The organism is Sphingobium sp. TomTYG72, from assembly GCF_055394715.1.
The window spans coordinates 2,545,621-2,563,116 of the sequence record NZ_AP027336.1; the positions used below are offsets into that span (position 1 = coordinate 2,545,621).

Annotated in this window: 12 protein-coding genes and 1 pseudogene; 10 read left to right on the plus strand and 3 right to left on the minus strand. The window is 62.2% G+C overall.

What is annotated here, in order from left to right:
- Positions 1-51 precede the first annotated feature (51 nt).
- Together greB and ACZ5U1_RS12690 are read right to left on the minus strand one after the other, a co-directional pair.
- Positions 52-534 (minus strand): transcription elongation factor GreB, encoded by a 483-nt coding sequence (greB, locus tag ACZ5U1_RS12685; RefSeq protein ID WP_464778704.1) that lies wholly within the window; start codon positions 532-534, stop codon positions 52-54.
- Between the two features lie 74 nt (positions 535-608).
- Positions 609-2,648, minus strand: coding sequence for a lytic transglycosylase domain-containing protein (locus ACZ5U1_RS12690; RefSeq protein WP_464780050.1), 2,040 nt, complete (start codon positions 2,646-2,648; stop codon positions 609-611).
- Positions 2,649-2,802: 154 nt separating this feature from the next.
- On the opposite strand from ACZ5U1_RS12690, the gene dapA reads away from it, so the two are divergent.
- The 7 genes and pseudogenes from dapA (at position 2,803) to ACZ5U1_RS12725 (ending at position 9,887) form a co-directional block, all read left to right on the plus strand.
- Positions 2,803-3,681, plus strand: coding sequence for a 4-hydroxy-tetrahydrodipicolinate synthase (gene dapA, locus ACZ5U1_RS12695; protein ID WP_464778705.1), 879 nt, complete (start codon positions 2,803-2,805; stop codon positions 3,679-3,681).
- A gap of 45 nt (positions 3,682-3,726) precedes the next feature.
- On the plus strand, positions 3,727-4,209 hold the full coding sequence (gene smpB, locus ACZ5U1_RS12700; RefSeq protein ID WP_196225111.1) for an SsrA-binding protein SmpB: 483 nt from the start codon (positions 3,727-3,729) through the stop codon (positions 4,207-4,209).
- A gap of 17 nt (positions 4,210-4,226) precedes the next feature.
- Entirely contained in the window at positions 4,227-4,817 is a 591-nt protein-coding gene (locus tag ACZ5U1_RS12705) for a DUF2062 domain-containing protein (RefSeq protein ID WP_464778706.1), read from the plus strand.
- 44 nt (positions 4,818-4,861) lie between these two features.
- Complete coding sequence (locus ACZ5U1_RS12710; RefSeq protein WP_464778707.1) at positions 4,862-7,285, plus strand: hybrid sensor histidine kinase/response regulator; 2,424 nt, start codon at positions 4,862-4,864, stop codon at positions 7,283-7,285.
- 79 nt (positions 7,286-7,364) lie between these two features.
- A complete protein-coding gene (locus ACZ5U1_RS12715) occupies positions 7,365-7,721 on the plus strand; it encodes a response regulator (protein ID WP_196225113.1) in 357 nt (118 codons plus the stop codon).
- A 102-nt stretch (positions 7,722-7,823) separates the two neighbouring features.
- Entirely contained in the window at positions 7,824-8,897 is a 1,074-nt protein-coding gene (gene recA, locus ACZ5U1_RS12720; protein ID WP_464778708.1) for a recombinase RecA, read from the plus strand.
- A 280-nt stretch (positions 8,898-9,177) separates the two neighbouring features.
- Positions 9,178-9,887 (plus strand): annotated as a pseudogene (locus ACZ5U1_RS12725) (IS5 family transposase).
- Positions 9,888-10,023: 136 nt separating this feature from the next.
- On the opposite strand, the gene ACZ5U1_RS12730 reads toward ACZ5U1_RS12725, so the two are convergent.
- The gene (locus tag ACZ5U1_RS12730) at positions 10,024-11,394 is read right to left on the minus strand and encodes a sulfotransferase domain-containing protein (protein ID WP_464778709.1); all 1,371 of its coding nucleotides are present in this window, start codon (positions 11,392-11,394) and stop codon (positions 10,024-10,026) included.
- A gap of 169 nt (positions 11,395-11,563) precedes the next feature.
- Here ACZ5U1_RS12730 and ACZ5U1_RS12735 point away from each other — a divergent pair, with 169 nt between their 5' ends.
- From ACZ5U1_RS12735 to ACZ5U1_RS12745, 3 genes are read left to right on the plus strand one after another with little or no spacing between them, the layout of a single operon-like run.
- Positions 11,564-12,379 (plus strand): ImuA family protein, encoded by an 816-nt coding sequence (locus ACZ5U1_RS12735; protein WP_464778710.1) that lies wholly within the window; start codon positions 11,564-11,566, stop codon positions 12,377-12,379.
- Complete coding sequence (locus tag ACZ5U1_RS12740; RefSeq protein ID WP_464780051.1) at positions 12,276-13,871, plus strand: Y-family DNA polymerase; 1,596 nt, start codon at positions 12,276-12,278, stop codon at positions 13,869-13,871. Before ACZ5U1_RS12735 ends, ACZ5U1_RS12740 begins: the two co-directional genes overlap by 104 nt.
- On the plus strand, positions 13,868-17,467 hold the full coding sequence (locus tag ACZ5U1_RS12745; protein WP_464778711.1) for an error-prone DNA polymerase: 3,600 nt from the start codon (positions 13,868-13,870) through the stop codon (positions 17,465-17,467). The genes ACZ5U1_RS12740 and ACZ5U1_RS12745 overlap by 4 nt, the downstream gene beginning before the upstream one ends.
- Positions 17,468-17,496: the final 29 nt, after the last annotated feature.

The window sequence follows — 17,496 nt, forward strand, 5'->3', positions numbered from 1 at the left end:
CCTCTCCCCTGAAGGGGAGAGGGATGGTTTGAACCCTTAACGAGCTTCACGTCACTCCGGATAACCGATCTCCATCACCTCATATTCCTTCTCCCCGGCGGGCAGCATAACGCGGCGCAGATCGCCTACTGCGGCATTGCGCAGAGCGCGCGCGATGGGGGAGCTCCAGCCGATCCGGCCCGCGCTGGCGTCGGTCTCGTCATTGCCGACGATGGTGACGGTGCGGTGATTGTCGTCTTCGTCGGCGATCGTCACGGTCGCGCCGAAGAAGACGCGGGTCTTGTCGGGTTGTTGACGAGGATCGACGACTTTCGCATCCTTCATCTTCTTTGACAGGCGGCGGAGTTGGCCGTCGATCTCACGCATGCGCTTGCGGCCGTAGAGATAATCGCCATTCTCGCTGCGGTCGCCGTTGCCCGCTGCCCAACTGACGATCTCCACGATGCGTGGCCGCTCCTGCCCAAGCAACTGGTCATATTCGGCGCGCAGCTTCGCGAAGCCTTCAGGCGATATATAGTTGGGATGAGCGGTCATGACGGGACATCCCTATCCTGTCGGGCCGAGCTTGTCGAAGCCCTCCGCTCAGCCCGACTGGGGACACTGGGACCTTAGCCCGGCGTCTGCTTGCCCAGATATTTGGACAGCGGCGTGTTCGAGCCCCGGAAGCGGGCGCGTTCGGGATTCATCGCTTCATAGACGACCGCATTTTCCAGCACACGCTGTACATAGTTGCGCGTTTCGAAAATCGGGATTTGCTCGATCCAGCGCAGCATGTCGGCACCCGGCAGGCGCGGGTCGCCATTGGCGGAGATCCAGCGGTTCACATTGCCGGGACCGGCATTATAAGCTGCGACCGCCAGCGGATAGCTGCCGCCATAATAGTTAAGCATTCGCTGGAAATAGGATGAGCCGAGCATGATGTTGTAGCTTGGATCGTTGAGCGAACCGGGGTCGTAGCCGAGGCCAAGTTTGCCCGCCTGTTCCCGCGCGGTGCCGGGCATAAGCTGCATCAGGCCGCGCGCGCCAGCGTGGCTGACGATCTGCCGGTCGAACTGGCTTTCCTGCCGGGCGATGGCGTGCACCATCGTCCAGTTGGATTGCGCGGTGGGCGGCACGGGCATGCGGGGGAAGGCGCTTTCGCCATAGCCGGTGAGGCCGCTGGACACGGCGCGGCGGCCGACCATCACGCCCATGTCGGGCCTGCCGATGCTCTTGGCGAGTTCGGCGGCGAGATAATGGTCGCTGTCGCTGTCGGCATTATTGGCGATAGCTCGGGCGAATTTGCTCTGATCCTCCCAATAGCCCATCTGTCCCAGCGCCTTCACGGCGCGGACGACCGAACGATTGTTGAAGGATGTGCGATCGGCGGCGGAAATCTCCACGGCCCGTTCCACGAGGGCAGGCGCGGGCACCGGCTTTCCGACGCGTTCTAGGGCAAGTTGGCCGTAGAATTGATCCGGGAACACCGAAGCCTGGGCGAAATAGCTGGTCGCGGTGGCCGTATCACCGGCTGCCAGTGCTGCGCGACCTGCCCAATAATAGCCCTTCGACTGGGTCTGGGGGGATTTGGCAGCCGTTGCGTAGCGCCGGAACATCGCCGCAGCGTCCGCTGGGCGGTTCAGATTGTAGAAGGCGGTCGATCCCGCCAGCCAGGCGAGGCTGGTATAGTCGTCACGCTCGCCAATCGGGCGGCTGGAAACGTCGGTGCCGGGCGCATAGGCGTCGTCGAGCTTGCTGGCGATGCCATAGGCGAAGCTCCACTGGCTGTCGTTGGCGGCGGCGCGCGCCTGGCCAAGCAATGTCTCATACCATTTTTCGGCATTGCCCGGGCGGAAGGTCAGCTGGGGACGGTTGGCAAGATATTGCCGCGCGGCGACCCAATTGCCCGTGTTCATCAGCCAGGTCGCCTTGTCCGCGACGAAGCCTGCGTCGGATATGCCAACCGGCTCGGCGACCTGCATCCGGGAGGCGGCGTCCGGCGCCTTCTGGCGGAAGGCGATACGCGCTTCGTAGACCGGCCGTCGCGTGGGCGTCACATAAGCGAGCATCCGTTGCGCGCCGGCGATGTCGCCGCCCCATAGCAGCACGTCGGCGCGCTGATCATGGTCCGCACTGGTCCAGCTGGATCCGAACAGCGAAAGAAGCCGAGCCTCGTCATCCGGCGAAAGCGTGCCGCCGACCCAGGCGCTGCGTGCGGCAATGCGCGCTTCGGGCATGCTGCCCATCTGCATCAGCGCCAGCGCATTGCGTGCATGGCCGGTGGCGGTGCGCGCGGGGAAGCGGGCGAAGAAGGCCGTAACCTGACGCGGATCATAGCTGTTGGGATTGATGCCGGTTTCCGCCAGCCGCCGCATCCGGTCCTCCCCCGGCCAACCGGGATTGGCGAGGATGAAGCTGGCATAGGTCGAAAAGCCCAGGCCATCGCTCTGCTGCAACGCGCGCCATTGGCTGATCGTCGCGGAGATGGATGGATCGGACGCGACGCCGATTCGGCCGCTGACCTGATTCCAGGGCGATGGCTGAGGCGATGCCTGAGTCGAGGCGGGCAGTTGCTGGACCACCGCGCCAGCCGGATAGGGCGACGCAACAGGGGCTTCGGTCTGGGCGCTGGCGCCGGCGGTAAAAAGAAGAAGAGCGATCAAGGGCATGCGGACCAATGTTGTTTCGGGGCGGCGAGCTGACAGCCTACTGGACATCATCGCAATTCCATCCTTATCAGGCCCTGAATGACACGCTATAGCGCGCCGTTGCCTACACTCGACAGTGTGCCCCGGAATGCCGGTGAATTGAAGGAGTTTGTTGATGTTTTCCGGGTCGATTCCGGCGCTGGTCACTCCATTTCGCGACGGGAGCGTGGATGAGGCCGCGTTTCGCGCCCTAGTGGACTGGCAGATCGAGGAAGGAAGCAGCGCTTTGGTGCCATGCGGCACCACCGGCGAAAGCGCCACCATGACGGTGGAAGAGCATAACCGCGTCGTCGCGATCTGTGTCGATCAGGCGGCGGGCCGGGTGCCGGTGATTGCGGGCTGTGGGTCCAACGACACGCGAATCGCGCTGGAGCATATGTTTGCGGCGCAGGCTTCTGGCGCGGACGCGGCGCTGGTGGTCGCGCCTTATTATAACAAGCCCAACCAGGAAGGCGTATATCAGCATTTCGCCTATCTGGCCGAGCGCTGTCAGCTGCCGATCGTTCTTTACAATGTGCCGAGCCGCACGATCACCGACATTGGCGTGCCGGTCATCCATCGCCTGACGGAAGAATATCAGACAATCGTGGGCATCAAGGACGCCACCGGGAATCTAGGGCGGGTCACCGCGCAGCGGCTCGCCTGCCGCGATGATTTCTGCCAGCTGTCCGGCAATGACGAAACCGCGCTGGGATTTAACGCCATGGGGGGCAGGGGCTGCATCTCCGTCACGGCTAATGTCGCGCCGCAACTGTGCGCGCAATTCCAGGCGGCTTGTGCGTCGGGTGACTGGGTTGGTGCACTGGCGTTACAGGACCGGCTATACCCGCTGCATGACGCATTGTTCAGCGATTCTTCACCTGGACCGGTTAAATATGCGCTCAGCCGCGTGCGGTCCGACATGCCCGGTGAATTGCGCCTGCCGATCACCTGGCCGTCGGAATCGAGCCGCGCCGCTGTCGATCGGGCGTTGGAAATTGCGGGTCTCGTCTAAATGGGCTGCGGCCTTATATGGTGAAGTGAGTTAGTTAAGAGTCCCATGGCCCGCCCCCGTCCCGAACTGTTCGACAAGAAGAAGATCGTCGCCGAGAACCGGCGCGCGCGTTTTGAATATTTCCTTGAGGATGTGTTCGAAGCGGGCATCGCGCTGCAAGGCACGGAGGTGAAATCGCTCCGTTTCGGCGAGGGCAACATCGCCGAGAGCTATGCCGAGGTGAAGGGCGATCAGGTGTGGCTGGTCAACAGCAACATCCCCGAATTCAGCCACGGCAATCGCTATAATCATGAACCCAAGCGGCCCCGCAAGCTGCTGCTGCACGAGCGGGAGATCGCGCGCATGCACGGCGCGGTGGAGCGCAAGGGCATGACGCTTGTCCCCTTGAGCGTCTATTTCAACAGCCGTGGCAAGGCCAAGGTCGAACTGGCGCTGGCCAAGGGCAAGAAGACGCACGACAAGCGCGAAACGATCAAGGAACGCGACTGGAAGCGCGATCAACAGCGTATCATGAAGGACCATCGCTGATGGGGCCGAGAGCGAGCATGAGCCGCCTGTCGCGGTGGTGGCATGCCAATGCCCCGACCCGTGAATCGCTGGAGGACAATCGCTTCATCGCCCCCGTCGCGCACCGGGTATTGGAGCCATCGTTGTGGCGCTTCACCCGTCGTTCCGTGCCGCGTGGAGTCGCGTTGGGGCTGCTGGTCGGGATATTTCTGTTGATCCCCGGTGTGCAGATTGCCGGGGCGGCGATGCTGGCGCTGCCGTTCCGGGCCAATATTCCGCTGGCGGCGGCGATGACGTTTCTTTCCAATCCAGCGACAACACCGCTGTTCCTGATGGCGTCGGTCTATGTCGGCAACTGGTTTCTCGGGCGCAGCGCGGATGCATCGGGTTTCATGGCGCTGGTGGATAAGCACGCATCGATCCGCGAATGGTGTGGCTGGCTTTTTTCCGAAGCGGCGCCCGCCATGCTGTTTGGGCTGTCGCTGATTTCGATCGCATTCGCGGTGGTCGGATATTTCCTTGCCGACTGGATCTGGCGCCATCGGATGGGCCGGAAATGGCATGCGCGTAAATTGAGGATTGGCAAGGCACCCGAAAGCAGCGCATTGGAAGAAGTCGCCCGCGTCTGACGCAAGGCGAATAGTCCAGGCGTTTTCAGGGGGAAGGCCGGCCGATGGCCTCGCGCGTCAAAAGGGATGAGGAAGCGTGGACGGGCGAGCGCCCCTCCCGACTGTCCCTGCCGCTGCTGATACTGGCGGCGCTGCTTTCGGCGGTTCTCGTCATCTATGCGACCGGCAACCCGGCTCTGGCCACAGGGTTCGGCGCAATGATCCTTGCCATCGCTGCGCTGCTCAGCTGGTATCGGCGTATTTTCCCGGAAGAGGCGGCAGACGGCGAGGCGGTGCCGGATTGGACGGTAGCGCGCGCTGCGGCCGACGCGTCCAATATGGCGATTGCCGTGACCGACAGGGCTGGGCGGCTTGTCTGCGCCAGCGACCTGTTCGGCGAATGGTTTCCCGGATTTCCGACGCCCCCCAATCTCACCGCCGAGCCGGGCCTGACGGAAAGCCTGAGCGCTGCCGCCCGCGCGGCCTGGCGCGATGGTGAGGCGCGGGTCGAAGGCGTGGCGCAGGGTGCTCTCCGGCTGGACGTCGATCTGTGCCGCACGGGCCGGTCGGAAGATTATCTGCTGTGGCGCTTTACCCCGGTTCGCCAGCCCAACGCGCTGGACGATGTGCACCGCCTGCTGACCGGGGATGCGGGACGGCAGATGGGCGAGGCCGGGATCATGGCGGTGATGATCGGCGGCGAAGGGCGTATTCGCGCGGCGAACGGGGCTTTCCTGCTGCGCGCCGCTGGCCGGATCGACGCCAATATCACCGGCCGTGACTTTGCCGCCCATATGCGCGTCGATGACAAGGGGCGGCTATTTCTGGCACGTGAGGAGTCGGGCGGGCTGCCGCTGCGGCTGTTGCAGGTGCCCTTGCGTCGGACGGCTCAGCCTGCTGGTAGTCAAGTCGGCCAGGATGGTCCGATGCTGCTGCTGCTGATCGATGAGCCAGCGGGCAGCGCGGGCGGCACATCGGCGCTTTCCTATATCGAAACGCTGCTGTCCCTGCTGCCTTTCGGTCTTGCCATGGCGGATCGCGATGGTCGCGTCCTGTTTCTCAACAGCGCCTTTTCCCGTGCGGCGGGGCTCAAGCGTAGCGAACGGCCGAGTTATCCCGGCGATCTGGTCGTGCGGGAAGATCAGGCAGCAGTCGCAGACGCCGTGCGCCGCTTTGCGGTGGGGCCGCAAATGTCGGGCGATATCGCCATCAGGTTGCGCAACGAGCCGGAGGAGCCGACGGCGCTCAGTCTGGCGGGCGTCCGGGGCCTGGGCGAGGCAGCGGTGCTGCTCAGCCTCAAGGACAATAGCGAGGAAAGCAAGCTCAAGCGGCAGGTGGCGCAGGCGACGAAGATGCAGGCGATCGGCCAGTTGGCCGGGGGCGTCGCGCATGACTTCAACAATATCCTGACCGCGATCATCGGCCATTGCGACCTGATGCTGATGCGCCATACGCCGGGCGACAGCGACTATGACGATATTCAGCAGATCAAGTCGAACAGCAATCGCGCGGCTGGGCTGACGCGCCAGCTGCTCGCCTTTTCGCGGCAGCAGACATTGCGTCCGCAGGTGCTGCAATTGCCGGACATCGTTGCCGACGTTTCCAACCTTCTGAAGCGTCTGCTGGGTGAGAGCGTGAAGCTGGAGGTCAGCCATGGCCGCAACCTGGGCGCGGTGCGCGCGGACCCGGGGCAGCTGGAGCAGGTGATCGTGAACCTGGCGGTCAATGCGCGCGACGCGATGCCGGAAGGCGGCATCCTCAATATCCAAACCTATGCGGTTCCGGCTGGCAAGGTGCGCGAGATGCGGCAGGAGATATTGCCCGCCGCCGATTATACCGCGCTGCGCGTGTCCGACACCGGCCTTGGCATCCCGCCCGACATTCTGTCCAAGATCTTCGAGCCCTTCTTCACGACCAAGGAGCTGGGCAAAGGCACGGGGCTTGGCCTTTCCACCGTCTATGGCATCGTCAAGCAATCGGGCGGCTATATCTTCGCCGAATCTGAAATTGGCCGGGGGGCGAGTTTCGTCATCTACCTGCCCGTCTATCAGGGCGCCGACATGGAGCAGGCGATTCCCGCCAAGCTGCCGATCAAGCGCAGCGAGACATGGGGCACGGGCACGGTGCTGGTGGTCGAGGACGAGGATATGGTCCGCGCCGTCGCAGAACGCGCCCTTTCGCGTCAGGGCTACAAGGTGTTGACCGCCAACGACGGCGAGCAGGGGCTGGAGGTGCTGGCGAGCGGTGAGAAGATAGACCTGCTGATCTCCGACGTGGTCATGCCCAACATGGATGGCCCGTCCATGGTCGCGCGGGCACGGGATACGCATCCCGACCTGCCGGTGCTGTTCATGTCCGGCTATGCCGAGGAGCAGCTGCGCAAGTCGATCGACCTTGCCAATGTCGCCTTCCTACCCAAACCATTTTCCGTCAGCCAGCTCGCGGAGGCGGCGCGGGACGCCTTGGCAATGGGTACAGCGGTGGAATGAACTTCTTGAACGATCAAGCGTTTATGCTGGTCCGCGCGCCGATGATAAGATAGCGAGCGCAACGAAATAGGGGACGCACATGTCGGACGGCAAGACCATCCTGGTGGTCGAGGATGAAGCGATGATCGGCATGATGCTGGAAGATTATCTCGAAACATTGGGATATCGCCTGCATGCCATTGCCGTTTCGGTGGATGAGGCGTGCGACCATGCGCGCAAGGGCGGCTTCGACGCCGCGTTGGTGGACTGCAATCTGCAGGGTGAGAAAAGCTGGCCGGTCGCGGACCTGCTGGCGCAAAGCGGCATCCCCTTTATTTTCGCGACAGGCGGCATGGCTGATGATGTGCCGTCAGGGCATTCGGATCGGCCGACTTTGGCAAAACCTTATACGATTGGCGCCGTTGAGCGGGCGCTGACGAAGGTTCTTTCCGCCTAAATAGGAAATTTCCGTTCCCCTCTTGTTCTTTTGGAACAAAGGGGATACATGGTGGCCAAGGCGCCACTTAATCGGCGCTTCCGCTTGACAGGGGATAGGCCGATGACAGCAATGCTCTCACTCATCGATTCCAAGAAGACAGGGACAATGGACAGACAGAAAGCATTGGAAGCGGCCCTTTCCCAGATTGACCGCGCCTTCGGTAAAGGTTCGGCCATGAAGCTGGGCAGCCGCGAGAAGATCGAGATTGAGGCGATCTCGACGGGATCGCTGGGGCTCGACATCGCGCTGGGTATCGGCGGCCTGCCGCGCGGCCGCATCATCGAAATCTATGGCCCTGAAAGCTCGGGCAAGACCACGCTGGCGTTGCATGCCATTGCAGAGGCGCAGAAGACCGGCGGTATCGCGGCCTTTGTCGACGCGGAACATGCGCTTGATCCGGCCTATGCCAAGAAGCTGGGCGTCGACATCGACGAACTCATCGTGTCGCAGCCGGATACCGGCGAACAGGCGCTGGAGATTGTCGATACGCTGGTGCGGTCGAACGCCATCGACGTGTTGGTGGTGGACTCGGTCGCCGCGCTGGTGCCGCGCGCTGAAATCGAAGGCGAAATGGGCGATAGCCATGTTGGCCTTCAGGCGCGCCTGATGAGCCAGGCTCTGCGCAAGCTTACGGGCTCGATCTCGCGCTCCAAGTGTCTGGTGATCTTCATCAACCAGGTCCGCATGAAGATTGGCGTCATGTACGGCAATCCGGAAACGACGACGGGCGGCAACGCGCTCAAATTCTATGCTTCGGTTCGCCTCGACATTCGCCGCACCGGCCAGATCAAGGATCGTGACGATATCGTCGGCAACGCGACCCGCGTGAAGGTGGTGAAGAACAAGGTGGCCCCGCCCTTCAAGCAGGTCGAATTCGACATCATGTATGGCGAGGGGATTTCGAAGATCGGCGAGATACTCGACCTTGGCGTCAAGGCTGGCGTGGTCGAAAAATCGGGCGCCTGGTTCTCCTACGACTCCGTTCGCATCGGCCAGGGTCGTGAAAATGCCAAGACCTTCCTCAAGGAAAATCCCGAAATGGCGGAGCGCCTGGAAAAGGTGATCCGGGGCAAGACCGAAGAGGTCGCCGAAGGAATGATGACCGGACCCGAAGCGGAGGATGATGGCGAATAAGCACGGCAAGCGCCTGCGGCCGGATCAGCCGCAGGATAGCCGCGCGGTTCTGCCCGCCTTTCGTTTCACGCACTGAAAAGGCCCGCCCGCGCATTTTCGCGGGGCGGGCCTTTTACCGTTATAAAGCGCGACTGGGCGAGGCTTGCTCAACAGGTCTAGGCTGTAGTGACATTTTAGGGATTCACGCGAGCGTAGATTTCTGATTCAACACTGGCTTTTGGAGGCTGGTGTGGAAGGCGAGGTTTTACGGGACGATCAGTGGGAGCGACTGCGCGAGTTTGTGCCGGGCGGACGAAAGGGCAAGCGTGGTCCACGCAGCGATGGCCGCCGGTTTCTTGATGCGCTGCTGTGGCTGGCGCGTTCGGGCGGACGCTGGCGTGATTTGCCCGAGCGTTTTGGCCCCTATCAGACGGCTAAGCGACGCTATTATCGGTGGGTCGAGCAAGGGGTGATTGACCGGATATTCGCGGCGGTATCGGACGATCCCGACATCGAATGGCTTGCGATCGACGCCACCGTGATCCGCGCCCAGGCTCAAGCGGCCGGAGCGCGGGTAAAAAGGGGGGCGTTCAAGCCCAGGCTCTCGGCCGCTCCCGAGGCGGGTTCGGCACCAAAATCCACGCCGTAGTCGATGCCCTTGGTCTGCCGGTGCGCTTCATACTCGGTCCCGGACAACAGAACGACATGGCGCCTGCTTGCGACCTGATCCGAGGACTGCCCGCAAAGCAGGTTCTTGCCGATCGCGCCTATGATGCCGATAGCCTGTGCGATCTGATCCGTGCCCAAGGCGGTGAGGCCGTCATCCCGCCACGCCGCCATCGCAGCATCCGCCGACCATATGATGTCATCGCCTACAAACAGCGATGGGGCATCGAAGGCTTCTTCGCTCGCCTCAAACAATGGCGCCGCATCGCTACCCGCTACGACAAAATCGCCGCCAACTTCCTCGGCTTCATCAAGCTCGCAAGCATCATGCTATGGCTCAAATGATTAAATCGTCACTACAGCCTAGAGCGCGCTGCGTTAAATCGGACGCAAGATGCGCGCTCTAGTTATTTGTTGCCGCATCGTTTGTTGCGCAAAACCGGTTCCCACTTTTGCGCACGATGCTCTAAATGAACATTGATCAGCGGCTGGGGCTTACCGTTCCTGTCGGTTTGAGGTCAGAGGGCGGATTGTTGGCGTGGCTCCGCTGGCGCCTTTTGCTCTGCTCGACGGCGAGCTTTTTCTTGAGCCGTACGCCCTGAAGACCCCAGTCTCCGAAATGTACGGCAGCCAGGAATATGAGGAGGCCGTTCATGAACAAGGCGATGGTGAGGGGCAACGCGAGAAAGACGTCGAGTATTCGTTCGGTCGGCGTTTCCACAGGCCCCACCCGGTCGATCCCGAACAAGGCGAGGCCGTCTTCAAGGGAATGACCATCCCATTCTCGCCGGAAAAGCCATTCGCCTACTTCTATCGCCAGAATGGTCGGGGCGATGAGCATGGCGGCGAGGCCGATTATCACCATCGCCTCGCTCAAGAGCTGTACACCAAGAGAGGGAAGGCGGCCCTTGATTACAGGATCATGTACTTGTCTTTCGGGCGCCGGAGATTGCGATACCCCGATCGGCCTCACGGTGGATGACGAAGGCGGGTCCGAAAAGCCGTATCGATCCAGCTTGGCCAACATCCGGGGGTTCAACTGAGACTTGCAGCTATCCTCGATGAATTTTTGTTGCTCGATCGTCAGCTCCTGCCGGAAGCTGTCGGATTGCCCCTTTCTGATCCGCAGGGCATCTGAATCCGATCTGTCATATTCATGGCCGGGAATGCCCTGGGCGAGTTCCAGTGCCTTGAGCTTTTCGAAGGATGAGTTTTCCACCGCATATCCAAGGGCATGGGTGTTGACTGGCTCATCCAGAAAATTGAGCATCTTTTCGACTTCTGCCTCCGTTTGAAGCAGTAGATCCTCATAATATATGACGTGATGATCATGCCGTTCGAGGCCATTGGCCCAGCTGTTCATATATTTGATATAGTGAGGCAGGCCTCTATTCTCGTCCATGAGAAAATCGTCAACGCTGCCTTGAAACGACATCTTGTGCCGGGTCACATGGTGATAGTCGGAAATGAGTACGGCTCGCGGATCGCGGATGAGGAATATGATGGGAAGCCGACCGGGGAGGGTTGGTTTGAAGCGCAGATGGGTGGAAGGGATGAGGGGGAAAGAGGCCTCCTCCGACCTGCGGACAAAGGCCGGTATGCCGCGCACCGGATCCAAGTCGAAATTGGGAGCAAAGGTGAACATGCTCTGGGTCGTAATGGGCGGATATGCACGCGACGCGAGGAAATATTGGGCCAGGATAAACCTGAGCCAGGTCCTGCCCGACTTCGGGTAGGAGGCAAGGAGCGCGGTCGCAGCGCTGGAAACAAGACGCAGGCTGCGAGCCGAAGCGATTCGGCGCGCCAGAATGAAGGGCGCATGAGCCAGAGAAGCGATGTGGGGCGTGTCCATCAACACAGACTAGCTTGGCAGAAAGCCGGGTGTGAAACTTTTCCGGATGATGGCCAATGTGTGTAAGAAGCTGAAATCATCCCCCCTTTTTTCTGATGGCAGCAACTTGATTGACAGGGGATGCGCTATCGCCGAAAAGAACATATAGAGAACATATAGAGAACATTCCATGGTGGATTCGGTGAACAGGCTTGCAGCCCTCAGGCGGCACATTGCATCACTGGAAGGGATTCCGGCCGTTAAAGCAGGCGCGCGTATCGCGACCGGACATGCGGCTTTTGATCAGGCATTGCAGGGTGGCCTTGCCAGGGGTCGGGTACATGAATTTTTCGGGAATGCTGAAGATGAGGGCGCTACTGCCGGTCTTTCCCTGATCCTTGCCCATCTTGCAGCGCGTGAGGCCCCTTTGTTCTGGCTGCGCCTTCCAAATGGAACGGCCGGTCAACCTTATGGCCCGGGGCTCTCCGCGCTTGGAATAGATCCGGCCCATTTGCTGATCGGCGTCATGAAGGATGAGGCGCTGCTGCTGCGCGCGGCGGTCGATGCGTTGCGGTGTCCGGCGCTGGGCGCGCTGGTCATCGAACTGCGCGGGCGCGCGCCGCTGCTGGACCTGACTGCCAGCCGCCGTCTGGCGCTGGCGGCGGAGACGTCGGGGGTTACGGCTTTCGTGCTGCGGATCGGCGGTGATCCGGTGCCAAGCGCGGCGGAGACGCGGTGGCGGGTGGAGGCTGCGCCATCCGTGCCTTTGCCGGGCAATGCGCCGGGCATGAGCGCCTTTTCGCTCCATCTGTTGCGCCGCCGTTCGGGGGCAGACGGCATGACGTGGCGGATGGTGTGGAATGCCGAGCGGGGAGATTTTGGAGAAGAGTGCGATGAACGCCATGAGCATGGATGGGCAAGCGGAGGACGCGCTGACGAGGCGGCGCTACCTGGCGCTGTGGTTCCCCTTCCTGCCGGTCGATCGGCTGCGCATCGCGCGGCCTGACCTGTGGCAGGCGCAGGCCGGTGCCGCGCCGGTCGCCATCGTGGAATCCGTGCGCGGGGCCATGCGCCTTGTCACGCCGGATGCCGACGCGCTGGCGCTGGGCCTTAGCGCAGGCACGACGCTGGCCGATGCGCGGGCGCAAGAGCCGGATCTGGTCAGCTTCGAGGCCGATCATCATGCCGATCAGGATTGGCTGGAGCGGCTATGCGATGGCTGCGCGCGCTATACGCCTGCGGCCGCGATCGATCCGCCGCATGGGCTGATGTTGGACATCACCGGCTGCGCGCATCTGTGGGGCGGGGAGGAAGCCCTGGCGCGCGAGGCTGTGGACCGGTTCGAGCGGCACGGCATGGAGGTGCGTTATGCGATAGCAGGCACGCCGGAGGGCGCGCATGCGCTCTGCCGCTTTTCCGCAGGGCCAGCGCCCGATGAGGAGGCGGCGCTGCGCCGCCTGCCGGTCGAGGCACTGGAACTGGAGCAGGACAGCGGGGTGGCGTTGCGGCGCGCGGGGCTGCGCACCATCGGCGATCTTGCCGCCCGTCCTGCCGCTACGCTGGCCGCGCGCTTTGGCGAGGAGGCGGTCGATGTGCTGCATCGCCTGCTGGGTCTGGGGCATCGGCCACTTAGCCCCCGCCGTCCGCGTCCTGTCCTGCGGATCGAGCGTCGTTTCGCAGAGCCTGTGGGCAGCACCGCCTATGCGCTGCAGCGGGTCGAGGAGATGGCGGTCGAAGCGGGCGAGCGGCTGGCCGAGCGGGGCGAGGGCGGGCGGCGTTTTGAACTGCTGTTCTTTCGCACCGATGGTCTCGCCTTTCCGCTGCGGGTGGAAACCGGCCTGCCGGTGCGCGATGCGCCTGCGATCATGCGGCTGGTGCGGGAACGGATCGACAGCCTGTCCGATCCGCTCGATCCTGGCTTCGGCTTCGACATGCTGCGCCTCACCGTGCCGCAGACCGAGCCGATGGCGGCAACCCAGCTGGCGCTGGAAGGAGGCGAGGCAAAGCGTGAGGAGGCGGTCGCGGCGCTGGTCGATCGGCTGTCCGTTCGCGCTGGCCGCAACCACATCCAGCGTCTGGAGCCGCGCGACAGTCATATTCCCGAGCAGGCGCAGCTTGCGCTGCCTGCGATCGAAAGCCGCACCCCGTCCAGCTGGCCTCGTCAGGGCGAACCGGGCGACCCGCCGATGCGCCCCATCCACCTGTTCGACCCGCCCCAGCCGATCGAGGTAGTGGCGGAGGTTCCCGACGGTCCGCCCCATCATTTCCGCTGGCGGCGCAGCGCCCATGAAGTGACTCGCTACGAAGGGCCGGAGCGGATCGCGCCCGAATGGTGGAAGGCGAAGGACGGCGCGCTGGCCGGCGAAAGCACCGGTATGACGCGCGACTATTACCGGATCGAGGATGCGCGCGGCCGCCGCTACTGGATATTCCGCCACGGCCTTTACGGCACGGAGGCGCGGCATCCGGGCTGGTACATCCACGGCCTGTTCGCATGAAACGCGGCAAGGGGCCTGATCCGTCGAAGCCTAAATCCCCTGACCGGCGGGAGTTGGACATGATTGAGGGAAGGGAGAAGGACGGGAGGAAGCCTGCAATACCGCCGTCCTTAAGGGAAGGGCCTGCCTTCGCCGAGTTGGGCGCCATGTCCAATTACAGCTTCCTGCACGGCGCTTCCCATCCTTCCGATCTTGTCGGCCGGGCGATTGAACTGGGGCTTCGCGCCATCGGTATTGCTGACAGGAACAGCGTGGCTGGCGTGGTGCGCGCCTATGTCGCGCTGCGCGATGCGCCGGACAAGGCGCGTGCGGAGATGATCAAAGCGAAGAAGGAAAGAGGTGAAACAGTTGAACTGACTGCCGAGGAAGAGGCGGCCTGTCACACCGATCTGCGTCTGGTGGTGGGCGCCCGCCTGGTCTTTGTCGATGGCACGCCTGACATTCTGGCCTATCCCAGAAGCCGCCTTGGCTGGGGACGGCTCACCCGTCTGTTGACCAAGGGCAATATGGAGGCGGTGAAGGGAGACTGCATTCTTACCTTCAGGGATTTGCTTAGCCATCTTGACGATCTTCTGCTGATCGTCCTGCCGCTTTCCACGGCCCGGCCACAAGAGGCGCACAAGGCTCCCCCGGCCTATCCGTCGGGGGATGAGGCGGTGTCCATCTCTCACCTGAAACTGGTGCCGCCCGCGTCTCCGTCCACATGGCAGGATGCATTGCGCCGGTTGCATGACAAAGCGCCGGGATGTGTGTGGCTGGGCCTGACACGGCGTTATAATGGGCGTGACCGTCGGCATGCGATTGCTATTCAGAGGATCGCCCGAGAGGTCGGCGTGCCGGTTATTGCGACCAATGATGTGCTGTATGCCGAAGCATCATCCCGATCATTGCAGGATGTGCTAAGCTGCATTCGTGATGGCGTGACGTTGAAGCAGGCAGGACAGCGGCTGGAAGCGCATGCTGAGCGTCATATCAAATCTCCCCTCGAAATGGCCCGGCTCTATGCCGACTGCCCGCAAGCGCTGGCTGAAACGATCCGGTTCGTCGATCAGATCGACTTCCTCCTCACCGACCTAAAATATGAATATCCTCATGAGCCGGTGCCGCCCGGTTGGTCACCCGATGGTTGGCTGGAAGATTTGGTGCGTAAAGCGGCGGTGAAACGCTACGGCCACCCATTGGCTCTGAAAGTGGAAAAGCTGATCGATGAGGAGCTTCATCTCATTCGCAGGCAAAATTATGCCTATTATTTTTTGACGGTTCACGACCTTGTTTGTTTCGCACGGTCCCAGAAGCCTCCCATTCTCTGCCAAGGGCGGGGGTCTGCCGCCAATTCCATCGTCTGCTTCCTGCTGAGCGTGACTTCCGTCGATCCTATGAAGCACGACCTGCTTTTTTCCCGTTTCGTGTCGGAAGAGCGCAACGAACCGCCCGACATCGACGTCGATTTCGAACATGAGCGGCGTGAGGAGGTGATGCAATATATCTACCGTCGCTATGGGCGCGAACGAGCGGGGATCGCCGCGACTGTCATCCATTACCGGTCCCGCAGCGCGCTGCGCGAAGTGACGAAGGTGCTGGGCCTGAGCGAAGATATCGCGGCGCGCCTGTCGAGTACCGTCTGGGGTAGCTACTCAAGCGACCTGGGCGATGGGCGCTTCATTGACGCGGGCTTTTCTCTCGACAATGCGGAGATACTGCGGTTGCGATCGCTGGTTCAGCAGCTGATCCGAGCGCCTTTCGCCCGGCATCTGTCCCAGCATGTCGGCGGCTTTGTGCTGACCCAGAACCGGCTGGATGAAACGGTGCCCATCCATAATGCCGCGATGCCTGATCGTAGCTTCATCGAATGGGATAAGGACGACATCGATGCGCTGGGCCTGATGAAGGTCGATGTGCTCGCGCTCGGCATGTTGAGCTGCATCCGCAGGGCTTATGAATTGATGCGGCGTTATGGTCTGGGCGATCATGACCTGACCGTCGATCTCGATTCCGAAGACCCTGCTGTTTACGCCATGCTGCAAAAGGGCGACAGCATTGGCGTGTTTCAGGTGGAAAGCCGGGCGCAGATCAACATGCTGCCGCGCTTGAAACCAAAGAACCTTTACGACCTGACGGTGCAGGTTGCGATCGTCCGTCCTGGGCCGATCGAAGGCGACATGGTGCATCCCTATTTGCGGCGGCGGGCAGGGATCGAAAAGCCGGAATTTCCTTCACCTAGTCCGCCCCACAATCCCAATGAGTTGCGGGAGTTGCTGAAGGATACCTACGGCGTCCCCCTGTTCCAGGAACAGGCGATGAAGCTCGCCATTGTCGCGGCGGAATTTACGCCTTCGGAAGCCAATCAACTGCGGCGGTCGATGGCGACTTTCCGGCAAGTGGGCGGCATGGACAAGTTCAAGGAGAAGATGATCGGCGGCATGGTGCGGCGGGGGTATGAACGCGATTTCGCCGAGCGTTGCTATAGCCAGATCGAGGGGTTCGGCAGCTATGGCTTTCCTGAAAGCCACGCTTTGTCCTTTGCCCGGCTGGTCTATGTGTCGGCCTGGATCAAGTGCCACCAGCCTGCTGTCTTTGCCTGCGCGTTGCTGAATTCTCAGCCTATGGGCTTTTATGCTCCGGCGCAGATCGTGCGGGATGCGCGGGAGCATGGCGTCGCGGTGCATGATGTGGATTTGAATATGAGCGGGTGGGACAATGCGCTCGAACCGCTGCTGCGGTCGCGGAACAGGCGGCGGGGCGAAGGGGAGGGACGGGCGTTGGCGCTGCGGCTGGGCTTTCGCCAGATTGATGGTTTTCGCGAGGCTTGGGCTGCGCAGATTGTCGAGGCGCGGAACGGAGGGCTGTTCACCAGCCTGGAGGATCTGGCGCGGCGGGCTGGGTTGCCTGCGCGCGCGCTGCGTTTGTTGGCGGATGCCGACGCTTGCCGGTCGCTGGGACAGGACAGGCGGGAGGCGTTGTGGGAAGCGCGGCGGACGCCGTCCAATGAATTGCCGTTGTTCGCCGCTGCGCGAAAGCGGGACCAGAAGGCGGCGGGAGAATTGGGGCAGGAGCCGGATGCGATGCTGCCCGCTATGCCGCTCGCTGAACAGGTCGTGGCTGATTACCAGATGACGCGCCTGTCGCTCAAAGGGCATCCGATGCAGTTCCTGCGGCCCGTCTTTGCCGCTGAGGGGGTGTTGAGCTGCGCGCAGACATCGGCTGCGAAAAACGGGACGAAGGTGCGGACGGCAGGCGTGGTGCTGGTGCGGCAGCGGCCGGGCAAGGGCAATGCCGTCTTCATCACGATTGAGGATGAGACGGGGATTACCAACATCCTGCTGTGGGCGCGGCTGTTCGAAATGCAGCGGCGGCCGGTGATGGCGTCGCGGCTGATGCTGGTCGAGGGCGAAGTGCAGCGGAGCAAGGAAGGTGTCGTCCACCTGATGGCGAGCCGGGTGCATGATCGTACGGCTGAATTGTCGCGCCTGTCGGATACGCATAAGCCGCAGATCGCTTTGTCGCGGGCGGATGAGTTTGTGCATCCTCAGCATCCGCGCACGTCCAGTCATCCGCGTAATGTGCGGATATTGCCGAGGTCTCGGGACTTTCATTGAGGGATTGGAAAATCCTCCCTGCGCAGAGC